At 56.5% G+C, this 23,838-nt stretch carries 20 protein-coding genes; 10 read left to right on the top strand and 10 right to left on the bottom strand.

Features of this window, described 5'->3' with window-relative positions; all coding sequences use genetic code 11:
• The first annotated feature begins 188 nt into the window (after positions 1-188).
• Together fliD and VJ698_RS23855 are read left to right on the top strand one after the other, a co-directional pair.
• Complete coding sequence (gene fliD, locus VJ698_RS23860) at positions 189-3,209, top strand: flagellar filament capping protein FliD (protein WP_324105318.1); 3,021 nt, start codon at positions 189-191, stop codon at positions 3,207-3,209.
• A complete protein-coding gene (locus VJ698_RS23855; RefSeq protein ID WP_324105317.1) occupies positions 3,206-3,535 on the top strand; it encodes a flagellar protein FliT in 330 nt (109 codons plus the stop codon). Before fliD ends, VJ698_RS23855 begins: the two co-directional genes overlap by 4 nt.
• 168 nt (positions 3,536-3,703) lie before the next feature.
• On the opposite strand, the gene VJ698_RS23850 is transcribed toward VJ698_RS23855, so the two are convergent.
• From VJ698_RS23850 to VJ698_RS23810, 9 genes are all read right to left on the bottom strand, one after another.
• Positions 3,704-6,079 carry a tetratricopeptide repeat protein gene (locus tag VJ698_RS23850; protein WP_324105316.1) on the bottom strand — a complete coding sequence of 792 codons (2,376 nt, stop codon included), beginning with the start codon at positions 6,077-6,079 and terminating at the stop codon, positions 3,704-3,706.
• A gap of 19 nt (positions 6,080-6,098) precedes the next feature.
• Positions 6,099-9,095, bottom strand: coding sequence for a tetratricopeptide repeat protein (locus VJ698_RS23845; protein WP_324105315.1), 2,997 nt, complete (start codon positions 9,093-9,095; stop codon positions 6,099-6,101).
• 356 nt (positions 9,096-9,451) lie between these two features.
• The gene (locus tag VJ698_RS23840; protein WP_324105314.1) at positions 9,452-10,654 is read right to left on the bottom strand and encodes an N-acetyl sugar amidotransferase; all 1,203 of its coding nucleotides are present in this window, start codon (positions 10,652-10,654) and stop codon (positions 9,452-9,454) included.
• Entirely contained in the window at positions 10,651-11,640 is a 990-nt protein-coding gene (locus VJ698_RS23835) for a class I SAM-dependent methyltransferase (RefSeq protein ID WP_324105313.1), read from the bottom strand. Before VJ698_RS23835 ends, VJ698_RS23840 begins: the two co-directional genes overlap by 4 nt.
• An 11-nt stretch (positions 11,641-11,651) precedes the next feature.
• Positions 11,652-12,290: an imidazole glycerol phosphate synthase subunit HisH gene (hisH, locus tag VJ698_RS23830; RefSeq protein ID WP_324105312.1), complete on the bottom strand. Its 639-nt coding sequence runs from the start codon at positions 12,288-12,290 to the stop codon at positions 11,652-11,654.
• Positions 12,278-13,024 (bottom strand): imidazole glycerol phosphate synthase cyclase subunit, encoded by a 747-nt coding sequence (locus VJ698_RS23825; RefSeq protein ID WP_324105311.1) that lies wholly within the window; start codon positions 13,022-13,024, stop codon positions 12,278-12,280. The genes hisH and VJ698_RS23825 overlap by 13 nt, the downstream gene beginning before the upstream one ends.
• The gene (gene neuC, locus VJ698_RS23820) at positions 13,021-14,160 is read right to left on the bottom strand and encodes a UDP-N-acetylglucosamine 2-epimerase (protein ID WP_324105310.1); all 1,140 of its coding nucleotides are present in this window, start codon (positions 14,158-14,160) and stop codon (positions 13,021-13,023) included. Before neuC ends, VJ698_RS23825 begins: the two co-directional genes overlap by 4 nt.
• Positions 14,161-14,162: 2 nt before the next feature.
• Positions 14,163-15,206 carry an N-acetylneuraminate synthase family protein gene (locus VJ698_RS23815; RefSeq protein ID WP_324105309.1) on the bottom strand — a complete coding sequence of 348 codons (1,044 nt, stop codon included), beginning with the start codon at positions 15,204-15,206 and terminating at the stop codon, positions 14,163-14,165.
• Positions 15,199-15,906, bottom strand: a complete 708-nt coding sequence (locus tag VJ698_RS23810; protein WP_324105308.1) for an acylneuraminate cytidylyltransferase family protein — start codon at positions 15,904-15,906, stop codon at positions 15,199-15,201. Before VJ698_RS23810 ends, VJ698_RS23815 begins: the two co-directional genes overlap by 8 nt.
• Before the next feature lie 342 nt (positions 15,907-16,248).
• Between VJ698_RS23810 and VJ698_RS23805 the strand changes: the two genes are divergently transcribed.
• The 6 genes from VJ698_RS23805 to VJ698_RS23780 all read left to right on the top strand — a co-directional run bounded on the left by VJ698_RS23805 (position 16,249) and on the right by VJ698_RS23780 (position 19,949).
• Positions 16,249-16,617 (top strand): flagellar protein FlaG, encoded by a 369-nt coding sequence (locus VJ698_RS23805; RefSeq protein ID WP_324105307.1) that lies wholly within the window; start codon positions 16,249-16,251, stop codon positions 16,615-16,617.
• 247 nt (positions 16,618-16,864) lie between these two features.
• The gene (gene fliS / locus VJ698_RS23800) at positions 16,865-17,362 is read left to right on the top strand and encodes a flagellar export chaperone FliS (RefSeq protein ID WP_324105306.1); all 498 of its coding nucleotides are present in this window, start codon (positions 16,865-16,867) and stop codon (positions 17,360-17,362) included.
• Positions 17,363-17,366: 4 nt separating this feature from the next.
• Positions 17,367-17,705 carry a flagellar protein FliT gene (locus tag VJ698_RS23795; RefSeq protein WP_324105305.1) on the top strand — a complete coding sequence of 113 codons (339 nt, stop codon included), beginning with the start codon at positions 17,367-17,369 and terminating at the stop codon, positions 17,703-17,705.
• A gap of 5 nt (positions 17,706-17,710) precedes the next feature.
• The gene (locus VJ698_RS23790) at positions 17,711-18,853 is read left to right on the top strand and encodes a flagellar hook-length control protein FliK (protein WP_324105304.1); all 1,143 of its coding nucleotides are present in this window, start codon (positions 17,711-17,713) and stop codon (positions 18,851-18,853) included.
• The gene (locus VJ698_RS23785) at positions 18,840-19,175 is read left to right on the top strand and encodes an EscU/YscU/HrcU family type III secretion system export apparatus switch protein (protein ID WP_324105303.1); all 336 of its coding nucleotides are present in this window, start codon (positions 18,840-18,842) and stop codon (positions 19,173-19,175) included. Before VJ698_RS23790 ends, VJ698_RS23785 begins: the two co-directional genes overlap by 14 nt.
• A gap of 6 nt (positions 19,176-19,181) precedes the next feature.
• On the top strand, positions 19,182-19,949 hold the full coding sequence (locus VJ698_RS23780) for a flagellar brake protein (RefSeq protein WP_324105302.1): 768 nt from the start codon (positions 19,182-19,184) through the stop codon (positions 19,947-19,949).
• A 222-nt stretch (positions 19,950-20,171) separates the two neighbouring features.
• Here the strand turns inward: VJ698_RS23780 and fliE are convergent, their stop codons facing one another.
• Positions 20,172-20,513 carry a flagellar hook-basal body complex protein FliE gene (fliE, locus tag VJ698_RS23775; RefSeq protein WP_324105301.1) on the bottom strand — a complete coding sequence of 114 codons (342 nt, stop codon included), beginning with the start codon at positions 20,511-20,513 and terminating at the stop codon, positions 20,172-20,174.
• A 463-nt stretch (positions 20,514-20,976) separates the two neighbouring features.
• Between fliE and fliF the strand changes: the two genes are divergently transcribed.
• Positions 20,977-22,632 (top strand): flagellar basal-body MS-ring/collar protein FliF, encoded by a 1,656-nt coding sequence (fliF, locus tag VJ698_RS23770; RefSeq protein WP_324105300.1) that lies wholly within the window; start codon positions 20,977-20,979, stop codon positions 22,630-22,632.
• A complete protein-coding gene (fliG, locus tag VJ698_RS23765; protein ID WP_324105299.1) occupies positions 22,625-23,620 on the top strand; it encodes a flagellar motor switch protein FliG in 996 nt (331 codons plus the stop codon). Before fliF ends, fliG begins: the two co-directional genes overlap by 8 nt.
• The last annotated feature ends 218 nt before the right edge of the window (positions 23,621-23,838 follow it).

Here is a 23,838-nt window from a genome sequence, read left to right as displayed (position 1 = left end):
GGCGTCCCTGCGGTACGGCCGTCGGTCGAATACACCTCCGACACACCGGCGACCGCGCTGCATCGCGTGCCGGCCAACCGCGGAACAACCGGGCGAATTTCGCCCTTTTTTGCCCTTGCGCGCTGCCATCCCGGAGATATGATGGCGTAGTATCGGCAAAAGTGCGCCGCGAATCCAAGGAGAGTTGCATGGCAACCATTTCATCCCCTGGCATAGGTTCCAATCTCGACGTCAACGGCATCGTCGCCAAGCTGATGTCGGTCGACAGCCAGCCGTTGACCGTGCTGCAGAAGAAGGAAGCGAGCTATCAGGCCAAGCTCTCGGCATACGGCACCCTCAAAGGCGCCTTGTCGTCCTTCCAGAATGCCGTGACATCACTGGCGTCACCGTCGACGTTCCAGACCTTGAACGCGATCTCTTCCGACAGTTCCGTGTTCACGGCCAGTGCCAGCAGTTCGGCGGTTGCAGGCAATTATTCAGTCTCGGTAGGCACGCTGGCGCAGGCGCAGTCGCTATCCTCCGCCGCACAATCCAGCACGACGTCTTCCATCGGCACCGGCACCTCGACCACGCTCACGTTCCAGTTCGGCACGATCAGCGGCGGAACCCTGACGAACGGCGTCTACGCCGGCGCCAGCTTTAGCCAGGACGCGACGCAAGCCACCGGCACCGTGGTGATCGACAGCACGAACAACTCGCTCCAGGGCATCCGCGACGCCATCAATGCCGCGCACATCGGCGTGACTGCCTCGATCGTAAATGACGGCAACGCCACATCGCCCTATCACCTCGTGCTTGCATCCAGCAATACCGGGCTGTCCAAGAGCATGAAGATCACTTCTAGCGGGGGCGATGCGTCGATCACGAACCTGCTGGGCTACGACCCCACCGGTACGCAAAACCTCACCCAGGCAACCGCGGCACAGAACGCTTCGCTGACAGTGAACGGGATCTCGATCACGAGCGCGTCCAACACCGTGACCGACGCGATTTCCGGCGTCACGCTGAATCTCGCCAAGGCCAACTCCAGCGCCAATCTGGCACTGTCGAACAACACGTCCGCGGTAACAACGGCCGTAATCGGCTTTGTCGGTGCTTACAACGATCTCAATTCCACGCTCGACAAATTGACGAGCTACGACGCCACGACCAAGACAGGTGGCCTTCTGCTGGGCGACAGCGCGACGCAGGCGATCCAGACGCGCCTGCGTTCCACGTTGGGTGCCGCACTTTCCGGCCTTGGCAACAACACCATCACCAACCTGTCGCAGATCGGCGTTGCATACCAGAAGGACGGCTCGCTGACGGTCGACAACGCCAAGCTGCAAAGCGCGCTGTCCAGCAATTTCGGCGACTTCGCGCAGTTGTTCTCGGCTTATGGCAAAACGACTGACAGTCTGGTGAGCTACGTGAGCTCGGGCAGCAATTCCCAGCCTGGCAGCTATGCCGTCTCGGTCACAAGCCTAGCGACGCAAGGCAACGTCGCGGGCTCGAACAAGGCGACGCAAGCCCGCCAGACGGGATCCGTTGCCGCCAATACCACGATCACGGCAGGTGTCAACGATACGATCACGCTGCCGGTCGATGGTGGCGCCCCAATTACGGCCACACTGACGGCCGGCTCCTATACGGCCGCGACGCTCGCAGCCGAAGTCCAGACACAGATCAACAATGCGCTGACAACCGCAGGCCAGAGCAGCCGGGTGACGGTCACGGAAAGCAGTGGAACGATTAGTCTCACTTCGAACAGTTTTGGTTCGGCATCGAGCATCGGCTCCGTCACCGGTAACGGAGCAACAGACCTGCTTGGCGGCGCGCCCACCAATTCGACTGTCGCCATCATCAAGACCGGCGTCAACGATCAATTGACGATGACGTTGAATGGGGTCACGGCAACCGTGACGCTGGCCGCGGGCACCTATACTTCCGACACGCTGGCCGCGCAAATCCAGGCGGCGGTTAACGGCACGCCAGCGTTTTCGCTCTCCGGCGCCAGCGTCAGCGTCAAACAGAGCGGCGATGTCCTGACCATCACGTCAAGCAAATACGGCTCCTCCTCCGCAGTCAGCGTCAGCGGCGGCAATGGCATCACGAACCTGTTTGGATCGGCTCCGACCGCAACAGCCGGTCTCGATGTCGCGGGCACCATCAACGGCATTGCGGCCAGGGGCTCTGGCCAGAGTCTCATCGGCACGACGGGCCTGCAGGGCAAGGTGGCAGGATCGGACAAAGGCACGCAGGCCCAACGGATCGGTTCGGCCGCCGCGGGCTTGACGATCACCGCCGGCGTGAACGATACGATTACGCTGGCTGTCGACGGCGCGGCGCCGATCACGGCTACTCTCACTGCTGGAAGCTACACCTCCGACACACTGGCGGCGGAAGTTCAAACGCAGATCAACAATGCATTAACAACCGCAGGACAATCGGGACAAGTCACGGTGGGTCAGAGCGGCGGCATCATCAGCATCACATCGAACACGTTCGGCGCCGCGTCCGCAGTCGGTGGCGTCAGCGGCAATGGCGTGAGCAATCTGCTCGGTGCTACACAGACCAACAGCACGGTGACGACGATTTCAACCGGCGTCAACGACCAGTTGACGCTTTCCGTGGACGGGGTCACCGCCACGGTGACCCTGGCTGCGGGGACATATTCAGCAAGCGCTCTCGCATCGCAGATACAGTCCGCCATCAACACCAAGGATACCTTCTCTACAGCGGGCAAATCAGTATCGGTCACGCAAAGCGGCGACGTGTTCACGATCACGTCGAACGGCAGCGGCACCGGTTCCACCGTGCATATTTCCGGCGGCAGCGCCAGCACCAATATTTTTGGAGCCGCCCCGACCGAGACCGCCGGCAGCGCAAGCAGTAATTCCGCCGGTGACCTGAACGTCCAGATCCTTGGTGGCTCCGCCGGCTCGCGCGGAACCTTGAATTATTCGCGCGGCTACGGCTACAACCTGAGTCAGCTGCTAGACAGTTTCCTGTCGAGCACAGGGCCGATCGCCAGCAGCACCGACAGCGCGAACAAGAGCATCGCCGACCTTCAAAAGCAGGCCGATGAACTGAACGTCCGTCTGACCGCGACCGAGAAGCATTACCGTGCGCAGTTCACCGCGCTCGATCAACTGGTCGGTCAAATGACTACGACGAGTAGCTTCCTGACGCAGCAATTGGCTAGTCTGTCTAAATTGAGTTCCCAATGACCATTACCAGGGCCGCATGGCTCGGCCGTTACGAAGAGATGCAGCGTATTTCCCAAAACATGCTGGACGCCGCTCGAAAAGGCGAATGGGACAGGCTGGTTCAACTCGAGCAGTCGCGGGCTGGAGTTGAAAAAGATCTGCGACAGGGAGACCAGTCCGCATGGGATGGAAAGCATGCGGCAAGAAAGGCCGAACTGATTCGCAGCATTCTCGACGCCGATAACGAAACGCGCCGGCTGACTCAAGCCTGGATGGCCGAGATGCAGAAATCCCTCAAAAGCATCAGCACAGGCAAAAAACTGAAGCAGGCATACGAACAAGCCTAGTGGTCCTTCACACCTCTCGATTTGCCGCTTTTGCCACGGCGATCGGCGGCGAGTGTCTGGCGGAAACCGTAAATTGGGGCGTGACGGACCGTTAGCATCAGTTTGTCCGCTTTTGTGTGCGCCTAGATCTCGCGGCTTGCGCACACTCACGCCCCACTCAGTCAACAGTCAGATCGCCTCCTGCCACTCTTCCCACATCGCACGGTAAGCCGTTTCCAGATGCTGCCGGCTCCGGTTCGTGTCGAAGAGCGCGCATTCATGCACGTGGCGGTCCAGTTTCGTACGCAATTCCTGAAGCTGCACCGGATTGCTTGCCAGGGTTAACGCGATTGTTTCGTATTGCTCAAGGTTTTCCGCCACCAATTCACCCAGGCCTGCAGCCGCGACCAGGCTGCTTGCCACCCGCCCGGCGAAAGCAGAGCCAAGGCAGGTCACCACCGGTAATCCCATCCACAAAGCGTCGCTTGCTGTTGTATGCGCGTTGACCGGCAGGGTATCGACAAACAGGTCTGCCAGCCGATGACGCGCCAGATGCGCATCTGGTTTCGCCCGCTGCGCAAACACAACACGTGCAGGATCAACTCCGTGCGCGCGAGCTTCTTTGCGCAGATTGCTTGCTGCCAGATCGTTGTCATGCAATAGCCACAATACACTTCCTTCAACGTCTCGCAGCAATCGCATCCAGATTGCAAAGACATCCGGCGTGATCTTGTAATTATTGTTGAAGCAACAAAAAACAAAGCCTTCGTCCGGCAACCCGAACTCGCCACGCGTCAGCTTGATCTGTGCAGCCGCCCTTTTTGTGTCGTTGACCTGATAGCAATCGGGAAGATGGACGATTTTCTCCGTGAAATAGGGTTGCTGATCGAGCGGCAGCACCGTCTTGTCCGCGATGATGTAGTCTATGAATCCCGCTCCCATCGTACCGGGATAGCCGAGGTAGCTGACCTGAATCGGCGCCGGCCGATGCGCAAGAATGCCAAACCGCGCATCCTGCGTATATCCCTTCAAGTCGACTGCGATATCTACTTCCAGCTCACGCAACAGTCTGGCCACCTCTGCGTCGCTTGTCGTCCGCACATCGAAAAATCGATCGAACGCTGCCGCGATCCGGGCCCGGATCGGCGACTGGTCGTCGGGGCCGAAAGATATGCCGATGGTTTCAAAGCGCGTCGAGTCGTGCAGTTCAAAAAGCTCGGCCATCAAGTAGGACGTAGCATGCTCATGGAAGTCGGCGGAAAGATAGGCGACTTTGATCCGTTCGTGAGAATAGCGTTCCCCGTTCCAGAGCGGCAAAGGCAGATCGGGAAGACAATCGCGCAGATACTTTTTTGCGCATGCCAGCTGGTCAGCAGGCGAATTTGACAAACCAAGGAAATGGAACGGCATCAGCACATCACTGCCAGTGTAAAGCCGCTCACGCAGCTGTGGCGCATAGTGGTCCAATGCGTCCCAGTCACAGGCATTCAATGCGCAGTTTGCGCGCATGCCAAATGCATACCGATGCGCAGGATCGATATCGAGTATCCGTTGATAGCACGCCGCCGCCTCATCGTAACGCCTGAGACACTGGAGCGCTGCACCAAGGTTATTCCAGGCATTGACGCTATTCGGCGCGATCTCAAGTGCGGCGTGATAACATGCGACCGCATCGTCGATCCGTTTCAGGTGTTGCATCACGATGCCGAGATTGTAGAGTGCCTCTGTGTAATCTGGCTGAATTGCGAGCGCTGTGCGATAACTTTCCACCGCCGCATCGAATTGCCTCAACTCGCACAATGCATTGCCCAGATTGTTGTGCGCGGGAGCATAGGTTGAGCGAATTTGCAGCGCTTTGCGAAAGCATGCGGCGGCCCCCTCGAAGCGGCGCAGCCCGTGCAGCGAAAGCCCTCGATTGTTCAGTACAATTTCGTCCGCCGGCTTGAGCTTGATCGCACGATCGTAACTGTCCAATGCTTCCGCATGGCGCCCAAGCTCCCGCAATGCGTTTCCGCGATTGCCGAGCGCCTCGGGGAAGTCCGGCGTGATACGCAACGCCCGGTCGAAGCTCTCGAGCGCCTGCGCATGCCGTTTCAGATCAAGCAATGCACTGCCGCAGTTGTACTGGGCTGCGACGAAATCCGGCTTGAGTTCGATCGCTCTCGCGTAGCGGCAAAGCGCCTCTTCCAGCCGGCCAAGCGCCAGCAGCGCATTCCCCAGGTTGCAGTACGCAAAGGGGTCCTCAGGACTTGCGGCGATCGCGCTCTCGATCAATTCGACGGCCGCACTACAGTCTCCGCGTTCATGCGCGATCAACCCCAGGTAGTGAAGCGCATCGCCATTGCGTGCGTCGACCTGCAGAACCTGGGTGCAAATGCTCTCTGCTTCCGAAAGCCGCCCCGCCTGAAGATGGCTGACGATCGATTGGACCGCAGCCGGTACCGACAAACCTGCCACAGGGCCTGTAGCCGTGCTGGTCAGTTCCTTCTGCAGGCAACACTGCTTGTATTTCTTCTTGCTTCCGCATGGACAAGGATCGTTGCGCCCTATTTTGCTTACGTTCATTTCGATGTGCGCCGCCCATTCATGTCATGGAAAATCGTGCCTTTATCAGCGCCATGCCGCGCTCACTCTGCGCATCCAGGAATCCCAAGGCCTCGATTTCCTCGAACACCGGGAGAGATTCCTGTCCAGTAAAGAACGTCGAGAATGCGCGTAAATGTTCGCGCTGCGCGAGGATCATCGCCACGACCCATTCGTTCATCCGGTTGCACGGATTAATCTGCGCAAAGGCGTCCGTGAGTGCGAGGAAAGGCTCGTCGCACCTACGGTCCATCCCTGAGTTCAACAGTTCGCAAACCTTGTTCAGCAGGCGTACCGCTGCTTCACGTCTGCCAAGATCCGTCAGTATCCTGCAGAACGTCAGCAACCGCGGCAAATTAGCACTTTCCTTCAATAAATCGGTCATGATGTCGGCAGCAGACTGGAGACAGGCCAGCCGCTCGGCTGTGGACCGATCCGCCATTTTTGTCATGGCATATAAATTCAATGCAATCCAATAGATCTCCCAGTGCTTGTCCTTTGCCTGCGCGTTACTCCAGCCGGCAACCGTGTCAACCGCATAGGGCAAGTCCCTGATATGCGCTTCCCAATATCGGGGCTCGATGCCTGGCAAATTACCCATCGCAGGACATTGACGAACCAGAACCCCTTGCTGCTCCAGCATTGCAGCTCTATCCGGCTTACAGGCAAACAGGTTCAGGGAATAAGCATCCAGTTCCTCCAACGAATCACACGGCACCAGCAGATTAAGGCCCGGGACAAGTCGATAGATCCCAAAGCCATGCATATTGAGCCATTCAGTCACCGTGAAATCAAAATCCGCCCCAGCCTTGATTCCAAACATGAGCAACGGTGAATTTACCGAGAAAAACCGTGTGCTGCTGGCAAACAAATCCCGCTTGCATACTTCCGCGGCCACTCGTACAAATGCAATGTCATCGAGACCATGCAAATCCATTTCGACGTCGAGCGAGAAGTTCTGCGCGACTATCGCAACGTTCATGCTGTTCTCAAGGCGATTGCGCAGGCGTGACTTCATGAGCAGATTAGTCGCAGCAGATGTAGTCGTTCTCGCCCAAAGGAAACCGCCGGGAATTCGACGCGTTATTGGAATTGCATATGCGCCCACGCCGGCGCCGACATCGACGACACGCATGCCAGGCTGCGCAATGCTCAGCACGAATTCATACTCACGATCAAACCAGGCTTGCGATTCCTTCAACACATAGGTGGCAAGTTCGTCCAGTGGACCGCTTACAGCAATCTCTGCACCGTCGGTCAAGGGTACATATTGGGCCTTATCCTCGTTACCCTTCACCTTGCTTTCGAGAGCGTCCGCAGCCAGTGCAAGTGCGGTATCCCAGTCGCCAAGCGATGTCTGTCCAATCAGTTTCATTGTCGGATGCCAAGGCATCCTGTCGGTACCTAGAGACTCGAATGCTTTCCCGTAAAAGTCGAGGCGATATACGACCACGCCTAGCGCACCGGCGATCTCGGCAACCGCAGTACCGGCAGTAATGACCAGGTCCATGGCTGCGGTAAGTGCGGCCGAATCATCGATCGCGTTGCGCAGGTCGATATCCGGGAAATTGGTAATAGTTACCCCAAACTTCTCCTCGGCCTCACGCAGTTCTGCCGAACATTCATCATATTGAAGATTAATGAAGCGCACCCCAGGCACCCGGAAGATAGGGTCCCACTGGGTAAGTTTGCTGTATTGCTTGAGACGCTCACCCTTTAAAAGACCGCTGCGCCAGCATATGCCGATCTTCAGTTCCGGCCCCAAGGCAGACAGTCGAGCGCGCCAGTATTCGACCCGCTGCGGATCCGGGTTCAGATATTGAGGCGCCTTCGGAAAACTTTCCACAGTCGGCCGGATAAATCGTGGAAGACTACCCGCGGCTATCTGTACGTCAATATTCGGCACTGTCGCAAGCCAACCGACGTGGTCCCGAGCCGAACCACGTACGGTCGCCGCAGGAAAGGAGCGAGCAAACAATGTTGCCAGACGCGGCGCACACTCAATCACGCAATGCCTGGCCTTTGCAATGATGTCCGGGAAACATGAAGCGAAGAGAATCTCGTCACCCAACCCTTGCTCGGCATAAATCAGAATCGTTTTATCCTCCAGCGAGGATCCGTCCCACTCGGGGAAAAATGGGAATCGCCTGGTCGCCATTCCCATTTCGAATCGCCGTTCATGCGCTTCCCAGCCTCGATTCAATATGCCCTGCCGGAGGAACAAGAATGCCAGATTCCACTGGGGAGTGACATCTTCCGGATTCAACCTTATCGCTTGCTCATATCTTGCGAGCGCATCACCCAGCAACCCCATCTCTTCGAGAACCGCTCCCAGATTGTTCAATGCGCTGGCATAGTCTGCTTTCAGCGATAACGCTCGCTCAAGGCAGGTTCGCGCGTCCTCGTGCCGCCCCCAGATCTTGTAGATGATGCCAAGGTCGCAATAAGCGAATTCGTTATCAGGCTTTAATTGAAGGCCTCGCAAGAAACATTCGGCCGCCTCTGCAAAACGGTCCTTCTCCGATAACACCAGCCCAAGATAGTAATGCGCGTTTGCCAGGCCGGGATTCAATTGCAGCGCCCTTCTCAAGTGGGTTTCAGCCGAGTCCAACTGGCCCAGTTGTTTCAACACGCCGCCAATATTGCTGTGTGCATCCGCGTAATCTGGCCGAACTTCCAAGGCCTTCTCGAAACATGCCTGGGACTCGCTCAATTGCCCGATTTCGCTCAGAGTCTGCCCCAGATTATTCAATGCTTCCGGATGATCCGGCGTGATGACCAGGGCTCGTTTCAGATATTTGACTGCGTCGTCCCATTTTCCTTGCTGGCTGCAAACTGTCCCCAGCAAATACAGTGTCTCTATATCGGATGGCATTATTTTCATCGCCTCACGATACAGCCTCTCTGCCTCGATGAGCTTCCCGGCGTTATGCGCGGCAAAAGCCTTATGAAAAACAAGGTCGGCTTTGCTTGTGTTATTTTTCTTGGAATAGTTCATCAGCTTTCCTTTCGATTTTTCCGTGAGAGCCCGGCTTTCTTTAAGCGATGCCCTTGGGTCATCGGTTTGTTCCGCAACAGCACATGCCACCATTGATCATCGGTTTGGCAATCAAAGGAAATGGGCGTCGGGCAGGTCGCCCCGTTTCGCGCATTACGTTGGCGCGAGTAGAGCGGAAACATTGAAAATGCATCGGGCAGCGTGCTTCAGCATTGCGGCATGAAAAGAGCCGGCTCGACCTGAAGCATCCGCAGTGCCGCCAAAAACACGAAACACTGGCAGATGGACTTCTCTGAGGCGGCGCCAGCTGAACCCGCTTGAAGGCACGCGTGGATTAAAGAGGCCAATTCCTTGAATCAGCTTACCTGGTGCCTCAAACTCCACTTTCCATCCCTGCATTCCCATAAGTGCGGCGAGCGAAATTTATCGACTGTCGAAAAGAATTCTTCCTCCGAGATATCAATGTAATCAAGAAATTCCTTGAAATACTTCTGCGGGAATTCCTGGTCGTATTTATGAACGAGATGCACCCCTTCTTCTCTGGTGATCTTCCCGTTGCGAATCTCCTGGGCTGCGTCATAAGTGGCGCGACCAATACCGAATTTGATTAGGGTTGTGTAGTAGTGGAACATGTCGATCTTGTCGTCAATGCTGCTGTACTTGGAGTATGTCCCTTCAGTCCGTTCGCTATTAGACTGGAATCCTGTATTGTCGACTGCATAGTAATAGCATTCCTGGGGATCCCATTTCAGGTAATAGCCAAGATAATGCACCTCGACTCCCTTGCTTTCGAGATAATCGGCGCTCGGCGGGATGTAAGGCGCAAAGTCGTTCAGCGTAAATTGACCTTCCGCGATAATGTCTTTAATTGACTTGCCGCCCAGGATCATCTCTGTACTCTTTCCGACTGAAAAAAACTTGCGGTCCATTGTCGGGGTGTAGTTCTCGTCGGTGTTATTACCGTACTCAGCCTGATTCTCTCCGTACATGACGAGCTTGACACCGAACTTAGCTGCCATCAGCGGACCAATAATGCGCTGGCCGACAATGAACGGCTGAAATGGATGCAGCAAATTCAGGAATGCCTGCCGGGTCAGGTAGCGATGCAAGCGCCCATTAGGCGTGAAGAGGATATTGTCGAGCCCTCCAACGTGCATCCAGTTTTCGAAATTCTTCCATCCGATTTCAGTGTATTTATGCGGTGCCCATGTGACGGTGAGCGGGTTCATCCCGTACTTGTACTTCAGGACATGCGCAGTGTAGGCACTGTCCTTTCCGCCACTGCCTGGCACAACGATGTCATAGCCGCCGTCGTTGCGGCGATGTTTATCCAGCAGTTCAATCAGGGCCCGCTCACGCTTCTCCCAATCGATTTGCTTCTCTTTCACTTCGTGGTATCGGCATGCGTCGCATACGCCTTCCTCGTCGAAGCCGATCGTCGCTTTCTTTTCACTCGGCGTATGCTTGAACTCGACAGTCGAGTTCGGGCGCTGATTGGAAATGACACAGTGCTTGCAAAAAATGACGGTCTCGGGAAGACCAAAATAGGCGGTACTCATACTTCCATCACCTTTCGCCCAACAAAAAGGAATTCCGTTGCCGGCAAGGCTTCAGTCTCTACCAGAATGCGATCCATTTCTTTCAAAAACCGGGCCACGCGCACATTCGTTTCTTCGTCAAACCGAAGTCCGCCAATAAACTCATGAAAAAAAGAATATCTCCACTCAAAGCGAATCTGCTGGAATGCACCGCTTAGTTCCGGGTACATTTCAGCGAAACCTGCTTCATTGTCGTTGATCGATTGCGTCTTCTCTCCGTCTTCACTTTCATATCTCAGGAGGTTGTATATCCTACCCACCTCATGCAGCAACTGGCCTCGATCGACCACGAGTTCCTGATGTTTGTAAAAATTTTTATTAAGAGAAAGTATCGAGCTCAGTAAATGCATGAATGCAGCATGCGCCGGCGTGACTCTGTCTCTTGCCGGCTCATGGGCAATGACCAGTCCATGCTGCCTCAGGAGATCTTTTGCTTTCTTGAGAGTGGCGGACTGATCCTGGAAATGATGGAGCGCCCCGAGAAACACCACGACATCAAACGACTCTTTTTCCAGCTTTGGCAGGGAATGGAAGTCTCCTGCCATGTACTCCAAAGAACCGCGTCGTGCAATCCACGGATCTTCATCCGCAAATTTCGAAGCGATCTCGACACAACGTTCCGAAATGTCCAGGCCCACAACATGAAATCCGGCGCGGGAAAGCTCCAGGCTGAGATAACCGGGTCCACACCCAACCTCCAGCACGCGGATTTCATCCGGTTTCCTGTTCAGGCCTTCAAGAATAGCGTCACGGATCACCTCAAACTGCTCATAGAAATCGATCTTGACGTATGCCGGATGGCGCCACGAGTTGTTATAAAAATATTCGCATGGCTTTGACAGTCTGAGGTCTGGGATGTGGCCGTTTGCAATTCGCTCTTCTATTTGTCGATCGAATGCGCTGGCCTCCTGCTGCAGACGTTCTTGTCCCTCATTCTCGGTCTTCATGTCCCTAGGCCCTAACAGTAAGAGATAAAGTTTTTTAATAATCGCAGCCCTGACGGGCCGCTTTTCTCGGGATGAAACTGTGTACCCCACACATTACCGCATTGCACGACGGCTACTATCTCTTGCCCAAGGTATTCTGCCGTGCCCATCACATGTTCAACCGGAACCCCAATGGCGGCGTAACTATGAACGAAATAGAACCGCAATTCGTCCTCGCATAAACCGGCAAATAGCTTATCGCTTCCGTGTTTCGTGGCGCGTACCCTGGACCATGCAATATGCGGCAATCGACCTTCATCCGGCCGGATCGGGATACGATCCACTGTACCTGCGATAACGCCGAGTCCTTTAGTCAAGGCAAACTCGGTACCTTGCTCGAACAATAGCTGCATGCCGAGACAGATGCCGAGGACGGGCCTCCCGCTGTCAATAAACCTGCGAATCTGTTCACCGAGACCTGCCTCCACCAATCTTTCCATCGCATGGGGAAATGCCCCGACGCCAGGAATTAGCAGGCCGTCCGCCTGCAAGATATTCGTTTCATTGCGGGACACCTGCGGATTGGCTCCGACAGCGCTTAGTGCGTTGCTGACGCTACGCACGTTGCCAAGACCATAATCGAGTACGACAATGTTCTTCATTTCTGACATTTCGCACTTGCCTCGTCGACGAACCGCCGCAAATCGCTGACCGTGGCAGTCTTGTAGTGAAGAACTGAAGCAAAGCACAAGCCGCTCGGCTCGGTTTCGCATAGCAGGTCGTTCAAGTGTTTTTGCTGACCATATCCGCCGCTCACGATCACAGGAATCGTGACTGCTTCATTCACTGCTCGCGCAAGGGGAATATCGAAACCCGATCTGGTTCCCTCCTGATCGACTGAAGTCACCAGAAGTTCGCCCGCTCCAAGATTTTGCAGGCGCACAACCCAGTCGAGCACGGACAGGCCGGTCTTCTCTCTCCCGGTTTCCATGTAGGCCTCCCATCCGTTCACCGTGCGCTTGGCCTGCACAGACGCGACGACGCATTGGCTTCCATAACGCCTTGCCACGTCTTCGATTAACCGCGGATCGCGAACCGCAGCGGTATTGATCGCCACCTTGTCGGCGCCGGCATCCAGCGCTTCTTCAACATCGGCAATGCTGCGCAGGCCACCACCGATGGTAATTGGCACGAACACTTCTTTCGAAGCATTGCGAATTACCGAAAACAAGTTGTTTCGGTCGTACAGGCTGGCCACACAATCGACAAATACTATTTCATCAATTCCTGCGTCATAGTACGCCTTGGCCAACTGATTGGGATTGCCGACCTTGCGCAGACCCTCCAGGTGAATGCCCTTGATGACAAATTCATTCTTGACATCGAGACGCGCAATTATCCTCATGACATGACTCGATCCACAAAATACTTCTGTGTCTCGCGCTCCCAAAAAAGCTGGTTGCTGACAATGGCATGAAAGGACTCGGCGCTATCGCCGTTCCCAAACAGGGTACGTGCGCGTCTCGGTGTGGACCAGCTCTGTTCGATCGCCCGCGCGATCGCTTCTGGATCAACGGCCACATCAATCACTGAATCGCATTTCACCCGGTTGTACTGCCGCGAGCCGACATTAATAGTCGGCACGCCAAAGTGAGGAGCCTCCCGCACCCCAGCGCTCGAATTACCCAAAATAAAATCCGCATGCTTCAACAGGGTGAGAAAGTATTCGAAGCGCATCGAGGGATAGATTCTGATCCGCGGGAGATTGTGCATGCGGACGTACTCTCGCAGAATGATATCCGTGCCGGAGTCGTTGTTCGGATAGATTACGATGTAATTCTGGCCCGACGCGATTACCTGGTCCACGACGATCCTGATCTGTCGCTGCAGATCATCCACTTCCGAGGTAACCGGATGGAAGATTAAAATTCCGTAATTGCCAAAATTGAACTCGTAGTGTTTTCTCACCTGTCCGATCGTCGGTAGCGTGTTGGAGCTCATGATGTCAATGTCGGGAGAGCCTATCACGTGAATTGCATCTTCTCTCTCCCCTAACTGAGTGAGACGCACTTTCGCCCGTTCATTTGCGACGAAATGGATATTCGACAACTTGGTGACCGCATGGCGAATCAATTCATCGACTGTACCGGAAACCTCGCCGCCTTCGATATGCCCCACAAGGATATTGCTTAACGCCCCCACTGACGCGCCGGCGAGCGTTTCGACGCGATCACCGTGCACTACCAGCATGTCAGGAGAAATTTCCTTCACATAGTCAGATAGTCCGACAATTGTCTTCGCCAGGACATGGTCCATACTGTCGCTGGCATTCTGGTTGACGTACTTGTAAATGTTCCGGAAACCCGTTTTTTCCACTTCCTCGCATGTATAGCCGTACTTCGACAGCATATGCATGCCGGTGACAAAAACATGGACTTCAAAATCGTCATCGTTCTGCAACCTGCTCATCAGTGATTTCAGCTTGCCAAAGTCTGCGCGTGTTCCGGTCAGAAACACGATCTTGCGCTTTTTTTTTTGCATGATCACCTCAGGTCGACATCGCTTCTTTTTATCTGGGTTCCGCGATGAATTGGCGCTATCGCGACCTTTCCGAGCAAGGTCTCATAATCAGTTACCGAGAAATCCCCGCCGCCAGGGCGCTTGACCCAGATATTCTTCTCACATAGCGTTTGGCCTAGCTCGATGTCTTCGATGGCCACAACAGACGCAAACGCAAACGCAATCGTCGGACCTTCCGCCTCGACCGGCCCCTTCTCTCCGCCACGCGCGGAAAAAATGATTCTGGAGCCCTCTATCAACTCGGCCAAGGCCTTTCCATCCATGGAGCATACGATATCGGGGCCAGGCCGATCCCTGCTGTCCGTGAAGTGACGCTCCAGTATCGAGGCGCCAAGAGCAACCGCTCCCAAGCAGCAGTAGTTAGAGGTAGTATGATCAGATAATCCAATTACGGCATCCGGAAATGCCTCCTTTAGCCGGTGCATTGCTCCGAGCCGAACCAGTTCCGGAGGCGTCGGATAGACATTGGTGCAGTGAAGCAGCGCGAACGGAAGACGGGCCTTGCGAAGAATTTCCACGGTCGGCCTTACCGTCTCTACGGAATTCATCCCGGTGCTGATGATGACAGGTTTGCCGAAGCGGGCAATATACTTGACGAGCGGGTAGTTATTGCACTCGCCAGAACCGATCTTGAAGGCCGGGACGTCGAACTTGACCAAACGATCGACCGCTGCGCGTGAAAATGGCGTGCTGATGAAAATCGCACCGCGCCGATGAACATGGTCCATCAGAAGCTTCTCGTGCTGCTCCGAGAGCGCGCAGCGCTTCATGATTTCGTAAATCGAAACCGTGGCGTTTCCAGGAATGACGGCATTCGCTTCGTCGGACATCTCGTCTTCGACGATATGCGTCTGGTGCTTGATGATTTCGGCTCCGGCATTGATAGCAGCATCGGCCATCGCAATTGCCGTTTCTACTGAGCCTTCATGGTTGATGCCGATCTCGGCAATCACAACTGGCGGGCGATCGTCACCGATCCAGCGATCGGAAATCTGGAATTCAGCCATTTCTCTCTTTCAGAATGTATTCTATGTGTCTGACATCTTCTTCCGTGTCAATGTCGATACTCTCATCCTGGCTCATCATGAACGGAACACTTCCGTTCGAAGGGAATCCTCCCTTGCTTAGGAACTCCGAGGAACGAAATACATAAATCGCGCCATTCGGCATATACGCCTTCGGCAAATCCTGGCGGCGCTGATTCGACATTGCCTCGTCAAAAATAGACTTTAACCGCCCATGATCATCGAGGGAGAACGACTTGAATGGCGACTTCGCCATCTCCACCACACTCATGAGCGAGTGAGCTTGCTGCATCATCATTTGCAGCAAAGCCGCATCAATGTGAATGCCGGAACGCAGCGGAGACGTGGGCTGCAGATAAACGATATATGGGTCCTGCCCGACAAGATGCGGTTGCAATGCATCGAGAAAATGCTTGACCACGCCGACAGCCGAAGCCGTATCACTGCTCAGTTCGGACGGCCTGCGCATGGGTTTTACGCCATTGTTTTCGCCATACGCTAGGATTTCGTCGTCGTCCGACGATAAATAAGTGGCGTCAATATATCGGGAACTCAATGCGGCTTGAATAGTAAAACCGACCAACGGTTTCCCGCCGATCATTCTCAGGTTCTTGCGCAGCACCCCCTTGGAGCCGCCTCGCGCAGGTATCAAGCCGATCACTACGTGGTTATTAATTGCCATGGTTTAGAAATATCTATGCGCGTCGTTCTAGGCAAAGAATATCTTTCCCCTCTCCCTAAATCGAGTATAGCGTTGCTCTTACCGCTGCAAAACCGCAATAAAGACATGCTTTACAACGCAATCCCTTCGAATAATGCGGCTGGCGCTCGCGCGGAATGCCGAACGGTTCCGGAAAGACCGCTTCCCGCAGAGGGCCTAAATTTTTCCGCATTTCAGCCGTTAAAAAGATTAATGGCAGAGAAGCATTTGAGATCGGCCTGTGCTTCCGGCCATGCTGGACAATGTTTTTTTAATAACAAACCGGCCTTGCGCCGGCCTCCTTCTTCTATAGAGGAGCACATCATGGATATCCAACCTGTCAAGGCCAACCCGCCCCCCATGCCGCCCGCGGACCGGGCAGCGCCAGCGGTAGCCAATGTTCCCGCAGAGCCGGCGGCTCCTGTGCAAGTGGCAAATGCCGTTCAGCAGCCGGCAGCGATTCCGAGCATGGCGCAAGTGGCCCAAGCCATCAAGAGTATTAACAAGACCTTGCAAGAACAGGCCCAGGGAGTGGAGTTTTCAATGGATTCGGACAGCCACCGGACGATCATCAAGATCGTCGATCAGAAGACCAAGGAAGTTCTGCGCCAGATTCCATCGGAGGAAGCACTGGAAATCGCAAAGGCGCTCGATGGCGTTCAGCAAGGACTGCTTATTCGACAGAAGGCATGATCCGCCGCGAAATAAGCACCTGAATCACCTTCTAAAGTTTAGTTTGACATTTCCGCTACTGGGATAAAGTGCTGTCTGGCAGGCGAAGTACTCCACGGCGTCGGCTAGTGTCGCGCGAAATTTCACAGGTCTTCAAAATTCGAAACCGTCCGATTCAACAGCAAGTTGCGCCATATGGCCAAGATTTCCCTCCCGCTTGCGTGAATGCCCGCGAGTGATTTGTCAAAGTGAAATAGGAGAAACCAAGATGTTCGGGTCATCATTAGGCGGTGCCAACGCCTATGCCAGGGTCGGAATCGAAACCGGCGTTGCTGCGGCGAGCCCCCACAAGCTGATCGTCATGCTGTTCGAAGGCGCGATGGTCGCGGTGGCATCCAGCATTCAGCACATGCAGTCCGGCGACATTGCGAAGAAAGGCGAAGCCATTTCAAAGGCAATCTCCATCATCGACAACGGCCTGCGCGCCAGCCTCGACAAAAAGGTCGGTGGCGAGATCGCATTGAACCTCGATGCTCTGTATGAATACATGAGCAACCGACTTCTGACCGCCAACCTGAAGAACCAGCCGAAAGTGCTGGAAGAGGTGTACCAGTTACTGAAAGGCCTGAAAGACGCATGGGAGTCGATTGCCCCGAAGGCAGACATTCAGGTCCAGGCTCAACAGACACAACCGGCACAATCCATGCCGAAAACACAAGCCTACGACGCCCTCGCCCCGCAGACGTCCCGCCTAGTGAAAGCCTGATAAAATGGACAACCAAGAAATCCTCGCCTTGTACGAAACCGTTGCCGACATCACTGATCAGATGCTGGCGGCTGCGCGTACCGGGAACTGGGAGCAACTGGCTGCATTGGAGTCGCGTTGTTCCAGCCAGGTCGAGATCATCAAGCAGAATGATCAGCCTCGCCAGCCGCTGACGCCTTCCGCGCGTGAAAAGAAAACGCGCATCATCAAGAAGATCCTTGAGGACGACCGCCAGATCCGTGACATCACCGAGCCGTGGATGGCCCAGTTGTCTGCGATCCTGAAAAGCGCGGGCACCGAGCGCAAACTCTCGAAGGCCTACGGCGCGAACCAGGCCGGGTAGCGGCCATGCTTCCTCGGGCCGACCTCACTACCACCCGGCCCGCGGCCTCGCTGGAGGCCCCTACGCCTGTCACCTCCGCGACGGATTCGCGCCAGGAGATCTTTCGCAGGCTCACCCAGATTTCCATCGGCAAGGAACTGCAGGCCACCGTCGATGCCATGTTCGACGATGGCACTTTTCTGGTAAAGGTAGCTGATACCACCGCACGCATGGCTCTGCCGACAGGTACCCGCGTCGGCGATACGCTGGACATGGTGTTCGTGGCGCGCGAGCCGCGTCCGACTTTCCTGCTGATGCAGCAAGGCAGTACGACAGCTTCCCTTAGCACGACGGCGCGACTGGTGGACCATCTGCTACAGACGGCGGAGCAGAACGGCGCACCAACCGCCCTCCTCGGTCGCACGCCGATCATTACAACGCCAACGGAGGCGGCCGATCCGAAGGCCGTCGCCATCAGTCTCTTTCATGCCGTCGATGCCAGCGGCCTGTTTTACGAATCGCATCTGCATGAGTGGATCAGCGGCAGCCGCACGCAAGCGGAGATGGCGGCTGAACCGCAAGCCCGTTTCGAGCGCTCTTCTGCGCCAGCGGTACAGCGCGCGCCCGATGCCGGCCCGCTCAATATCGACCTGACAAAACTCGCCGCAGCCCTGCGCGAACCCGGAAGCAGTGCACAGGCGCTGCTGGAGCTGGTGCGCGACGCACAGCCCCAGCCGGTCAGCGCGGCGGCGACGGATGCCGATATCCTCTCGCGCCTGCCGGAGGAGTTGCCGGCGATTGACCGGGATGCGTCGCGCATCATCAATCTACAGCTCAATACGCTGGAGCAGCACCAAGTGCGCTGGCAGGGCGAGCTGTGGCCGGGGCAGCCGATGGAATGGGAGATCCAGGAGGACAAGCACGATGGCGGCTCGCAGGCCGGACCACAGCCTTCGTGGACCAGCACAATGCGCTTCGAGCTGCCGCATCTTGGCGAGATTTCGGCGACCGTGCGGCTGGTCGGTTCGCGCGCGCATGTGCAGGTGAGTACGGCCAGCGACGAAGCGGCTTCATCCCTGCGCCAGCAAAGTGCAAGCCTGGCAGACGCGCTGGAGGCGGCAGGTGCGCCGCTGGATTCGTTTTCGGTGAAACGCAATGAATCCGCCTAAGCACGGCCCCAATCCTGCCCAGAACGCGGTCGCGCTGGCATATCAGACCGGCGACCTCGCGCCGAAGGTAGTGGCCAAGGGGCGTGGGCTGATCGCGGAAGAAATCATCGCCCGCGCACGCGAGCATGGCGTGTTCGTGCACGAGTCGAAGGAACTGGTCGGCCTGCTGATGCAGGTTGACCTGGATCGCCATATTCCCCCTGCGCTTTATCGAGTAGTGGCAGAATTGCTCGCGTGGCTTTACCATATCGACGCGAACAAAAACAATCATCGCGACAAGGGGAACCTTCCCCTTCCCGGAGAGACTGCGCATACGAAATAGGGATCAATGGCTTTCAACAAGAAGTTCGGAGCGGAGGATGTCAGCCCGTACCAGGTGCATTCCCGCCGCGAGATCATCGCCTTGCTGCGCGCCATGCAGGAGCGCAACCAGCTCGTGAGCATGCAGGTCGACGGCGGCGCGGACGCGGTCGTCACCTCGGTGCTTGCCGTGGACGAGGCCGGCGGACTGGTCGTGATCGACCGCGCGCCGACCAATCTGCTCAACCAGCGCTTGCTGGAGAGCGACAACGTTTCGTTCGAGACGGTACTGGATAACATCCGCATCCTGTTTTTCACGGACAAGGTTGGGGAGTGCCTGTACGAGAACCTTCCCGCGCTGTACATCAAGATTCCTGCTACCCTCGTTCGGCTTCAGCGGCGCGAACATTACCGCGTGCCGACGCCGGTCGCCCATCCGCTGCGCTGCACGATCCTCATCCCGCCAGATGACACGGGCACCGGCGGCACCACCATTGTCGTGACGCTCAAGGACATCAGCGGCGGCGGCATTGCGGTCGTGGATGAAAAGAAGCTGCTGGATAACACCATCGGCCGCGTGTACCACGCGTGCCGCATCGACCTCCCCGGCGGAAGCCCGGTCGTGGTCGATCTGCAGGTGCGCAATTCGCACGAATACACACTGGCCAGCGGCAAGAGCATCCGCAAGCTGGGATGCATGTTCGTCGATCCGCCCCGCCCGACTATGGCGGCGGTGCAGCGCTACATCACCAAGCTGGAACGAGAGAGGAATGCGAGAGCGACGGGGATGGGGTGAAGGTTAATAGGCCGTTCTGATGCATTCGCGTGATGCGCATGGCATTCCCCGCATCGAGCCCATCACGTACTTATTTTTGTCCACGGAAAACGCTCGGCGCGCCCCACAAAAAACACGAAAATTTTTGAAGTTTTTCGTGGGTTTCGTGGGACGCGCCGAGCGTTTTTGGTGGACATTTATCCTGCGCTGCACGTCACCTGCACGTATTCCTTGCAGCGTCCGTCAGACCTGCATGTTCATGATGTCGTGGTAGGCCGATACGAGCTTGTTGCGCACCTGGACCGTTGCCTGGAATGCGATGCTCGCCTTCTGCGAATTGATCATGACGTCCGACAGGCTGACGCTGTCGTCACCGAGCACGAAGCGCTTGGCCATGTCTTCCGATTTCTGCTGGGCGCTGTTGACCTGGTCCAGCGATGACTTCAGGGCAGCGGCGAAATCGACCTTGGGGGCGGACTCGCCGAGCACCGGCGCTTCGATGCCTTGCTCGGGACGCGTCGCGGCAGCCTTCAGCTGCGAGATCATCGCCTGGATCCTGTTTGCATCGATCATTCCGGTTTTCATGTGCACTCCCTGCAATTCATCGCCATTCGCTGCTGCGGCCTTATGCCAGTCAGTCGCAATGGCGCGCACGACGCACCCTGCGGCTCTTTATCCATTGAATTCGTCTGGACGGACCACCAGGCTGATTTACCCTTGCGTCGTCCCCGCAAGCGCGGAGATCCATGCTGAGTCTCCGCATTGGCCTCCCTATGGGTCCCCGCCTGCGCGGAGACGACGCAAGAAAAATAACGCTGGCTGTACGGAATCAGCCGCTGCGGACGCCTTTTTCCACGGCGCTAAGGTATCACGCAAATCCGCGGGTATTGGGCAAGATAAACGGGAAAAATCGCGTTCTGTTCGAAAGATCAAATTTGCATAACAGGCCGAAAATCCTGCACTAAGGCTTAGACCACGATTCATCACCCATCTTTGGACAGAACATGAAAAACAGCACCTTTGGCGGCATCGCCCCGGAAGGCGGATCATGGCGGTAGCAGGTGAAAACGCCGTCGCTCCTGCCCCATCGGGCATTGTCGGCTTCGCGCAGACGCCGGGAGGACGGAATTTTTTCCTCATGCTTGGCGTTGCGGCAGTGGCCGGCGTCATGGCAGGCATATGGCTGTGGAGCCAGCAGCCTGACTATCGCGTACTGTTCTCGAATTTCTCCGACCGCGACGGCGGTGCCATCGTCTCGTCCCTGCAACAGATGAACGTGCCGTACAAGTTCGCCGAGGGTGGCGGCGCCATCCTGGTGCCCTCCAACCAGGTGCACGATGTGCGCCTCAAACTCGCGTCGCAGGGATTGCCCAAGGGCGGCAACGTCGGTTTCGAGCTGATGGAAAACCAGAAGCTGGGCGTGTCGCAGTTTCTCGAACAGGTGAATTTCCAGCGCGCGCTGGAAGGTGAGCTGGCACGTTCGATCCAGTCGCTGTCCGCAGTGCAGGCAGCGCGGGTGCACCTGGCACTGCCGAAAGCCTCGGTATTCATTCGCGACCAGCAAAAGCCGACCGCGTCCGTGCTGCTCAACCTGCACCCCGGCCGGACACTGGATGAACAGCAGGTCAGCGGCATCGTGCACCTCGTAGCCAGTAGCGTGCCGGACCTGCCTACCAAGAACGTCACTATCGTCGACCAGAACGGCAACCTGCTGTCGGAAACACGCGCGCCGGGCAGCAACGGGCTTGATGCAAGCCAGCTGAAGTATGTGCAGGAACTGCAGCAAAGCATCGTCAAGCGCATTGAATCGATCCTGACGCCGATCCTTGGCGCAAACAATGTACGCGCGGAGGCGACGGCGGACATTGATTTCTCGCACACCGAACAGGCCGCCGAGAGCTACAAGCCGAACCAGGCGCCGAACACTTCCGCCATCCGCAGCCAGCAGCTGAGCGAAACGCAGAGCTCGACGCCGACGACTGCGTCCGGCGTACCCGGCGCACTCACCAACCAGCCTCCCGCCCCGTCCACGGCGCCACTTACTGCACCAGCCGCGCCTGCGGCAGGCAATGGTGCCGGTGCCGCCGCCGGCGCATCGAGTGCGGCGCCCGCCAATGCGCACAAGGACATGACGGTCAATTATGAAGTTGACAAGACTGTGCGCTACACGCAACAGCCGATGGGCGGCATCCAGCGCTTGTCAGTCGCGGTGGTGGTGAATTACAAGCGGGAAGTCGGCAAGGATGGCAAAGTGTCGATGAAGCCCTTGAGCGATGCCGAGAAGGCACAGATTACGGACCTCGTGAAGGAAGCCATGGGCTTCAACAAGGATCGTGGCGACTCGCTCAACGTGGTGAATAGTCCGTTCGCGGGCGCAGAGAAGGAAGTGATTCCCGAGACGCCGATCTGGAAGCGTCCGGAAACGCTGAATTACGCCATGGGTGCAGGCAAATACATCGCCGCTGCCGCAATCCTGGCCTATCTTTTCTTCGCGGTGCTCAAGCCATTGCTGCGCAAGATCGCCAAGACTTTCGAGCCGCCCGAGCCGCCACCTGAAGTCGTGGCGCGGATCGAACATGAAGTGGAACCAATGGGAAGCAAGGCGAGCACCTACCAGGACAACCTGGAAGCAGCCAAGCAACTGGCAAAGAATGACCCGAAGATGGTCGCAAACGTCGTAAAGGCATGGGTGGGAAATGAGTGAAGACGGCGTCATGAAAGGAGCAATCCTGATGCTGGCACTGGGCGAGGAGGAAGCCGCCGAGGTGATGAAGTACCTCGGGCCTCGCGAAGTGCAGAAACTGGGCGCGGCGATGTCGACCATGAAGGCGGTCGCCAGCGAACAGCTTGAAAAAGTGCTCGATGATTTTCGGGCGGAGACCGAGCAGAACACCTCCTTCGGTCTCGATTCGGACGAGTACATCCGCACCGTCCTGACCAAGGCACTTGGTGAAGACAAGGCCTCTTCCCTGCTCAACCGCATCCTCGGCACGCGCGATGCGAGCGGCATTGAAAGTCTGAAGTGGATGGATGCGCAGTCGGTGGCAGACCTCGTGCGCAACGAACATCCGCAGATCATCGCCACCATCCTCGTCCATCTCGAGCGCTATCACGCGTCTGAAGTCCTGACCTTCTTTTCGGAGCGCCTGCGCAACGACGTAGTGCTGCGTATCGCCACGCTCGACGGCGTGCAACCGGCCGCGCTGCGCGAACTGAACGAAGTCCTGACCAAGCTCCTGACCGGCAATGAGAGCCTGAAGAAAAAACCGATCGGCGGCGTTCGCTCCGCGGCGGAAATCCTCAACTTCCTGTCCGGCGAAGTCGAAACGTCCGTGATGGACAGCCTGAAGAACTACGACAGCGACATGGCGCAGAAGATCATGGACGAGATGTTCGTGTTCGAGAACATCATCGACATCGACGATCGCGGCATCCAGATCCTGCTGCGCGAAGTGCAGTCCGAATCGCTCATCGTCGCGCTCAAGGGTGCCAACCAGGAGCTGCGCGAGAAGATCTTCAAGAACATGTCGCAACGCGCCGCCGAGATGATGCGCGAAGACCTCGATTCCAAGGGCCCGGTCCGCCTGTCGGAAGTGGAAGCGCAGCAGAAGGAAATCCTGCAGATCGTGCGCCGTCTTGCGGACGAAGGACAGATCATCCTTGGTGCCAAGGGTGAGGATGCCTATATCTAGTGTCAAGATGACTTCGATAGGTTTTGTAGGTTGGGTTGAGCGCAGCGAAGCCCGACATCGCGCGGCCCATGCAATCAGATTTGCTGGGTTTCTTTCGTCAACCCAGGCTACGAGGTATAACAGTTTTGTAGGTTGGGTTGAGCGCAGCGAAACCCGACATCGCGCCACCCTTGCAATCAACTTTGCCGGGTTTCCTTCGTCAACCCAGCCGACGAGAG

Source organism: Noviherbaspirillum sp., assembly GCF_035254685.1.
In the GTDB taxonomy this organism is placed as follows: domain Bacteria; phylum Pseudomonadota; class Gammaproteobacteria; order Burkholderiales; family Burkholderiaceae_D; genus Noviherbaspirillum.
This window is presented reverse-complemented; position numbering and strand designations above follow the sequence as displayed.